Origin of the sequence: Mesorhizobium sp. M0048 (assembly GCF_040323405.1) — a bacterium.
In the GTDB taxonomy this organism is placed as follows: domain Bacteria; phylum Pseudomonadota; class Alphaproteobacteria; order Rhizobiales; family Rhizobiaceae; genus Mesorhizobium.
Genome location: NZ_JAMYUV010000117.1, coordinates 1 through 1,272 on the forward strand (window position 1 = coordinate 1; position 1,272 = coordinate 1,272).

General features: G+C 63.9%; 1 protein-coding gene. It reads right to left on the reverse strand.

Going from position 1 to position 1,272, the window contains the following annotated elements; translation table 11 throughout:
• Positions 1-18: 18 nt before the first annotated feature.
• A protein-coding gene (locus NKJ84_RS32965) for an IS3 family transposase (protein ID WP_352509995.1) occupies positions 19-1,208 on the reverse strand; the annotation gives its coding sequence in 2 pieces (ribosomal slippage) (positions 19-959 and positions 959-1,208; 1,191 coding nt in all).
• Positions 1,209-1,272 lie beyond the last annotated feature (64 nt).

Sequence of the window (1,272 nt, forward strand, 5' to 3'; positions counted from 1 at the left end):
TGACGTTGCCCCCAGTTTCTATCCAGTTTTGAGTTCGTTTCCGGCGTGGGTTGTGCCCTGCTGGGCGGGTGAAGCGACGGGCGCTGGCGCGGAGCCTTTGGCGCAGCGCAGCGCGAGCGACCGTCGCGGATTGAAGGTGCTGGCGAACTCGGCCGGTGTCTGCCAGGCGATTTGGGAGTGCGGCCGCGCGGTGTTGTAGTCGGCGCGCCACAGGGCGATGGCGACGCGCGCCTGAGCCAGCGAGGTAAACAGCGTCTCGTTGAGCAGTTCATCGCGCAGTCGGCCGTTGAAGCTCTCGATGAAGCCATTCTGCATCGGCTTGCCGGGCGCAATGTAATGCCATTCGACGCGGTTCTGATCCGCCCAGGCGAGGATGGCGTTCGAGGTGAACTCGCTGCCATTGTCGCTGACGATCATCCTCGGCCGGCCGCGCTCGGTGATGAGCCGGTCCAATTCGCGGGCAACCCGCATGCCCGAGAGAGACGTATCAACGATGAGTGCCAGGCACTCTCTCGTGCAGTCGTCGACGACGGCCATGATGCGGAAGCGGCGCCCGTCGGTGAGCTGGTCCGATACGAAGTCGAGCGACCAGCGCTCGTCGGGCCTCAGCGGCACCAGCATCGGCGCCCTGGTCCCGATCGCCCGTTTGCGGCCGCCACGGCGGCGAACGGCGAGCTTCTCCTCCCGATAGAGCCGGAACAGCTTCTTGTGGTTCACGACCAGGCCCTCCCGCCTCAGCATCACGAGAAGACGCCGGTAGCCGAACCGGCGACGCTCCTGCGCGATCGCCTTCATCCGCTCGCGAACCTCGCGGTCGTCCGGCCTGCTGGTCTCGTAGCGAACCGTCATGCGGCAACAGCCGATGGCTTTACACGCCCGCCGTTCGCTCATCCCGAAGCCTTCCTTCAGGCGAGCGACAGCTTTCCGCTTGGCCGCGGGCGTCACCATTTCTTTCCCACAAGATCCTTCAACGCGGCATTGTCGAGCATGGCGTCGGCCAGAAGCCGCTTCAGGCGCGTGTTCTCGTCCTCCAGCGCCTTCAGTCGCCGAGCCTCGGAGATATCCATCCCGCCGAAGCGGGCCTTCCAATTGTAGATCGAGGCGTCGCTGACCCCGTGCTTGCGGCACAGATCGGCAACCGATACCCCGGCCTCGTGTTCCTTCAAAATTCCGATGATCTGCTCTTCAGAGAAGCGGCTACGTTTCATGTCCTGGTCCTCTCGATGGGCCAGAACGAACTTCAAACCGGATTAGATCAGAGGGGCAAGGTCA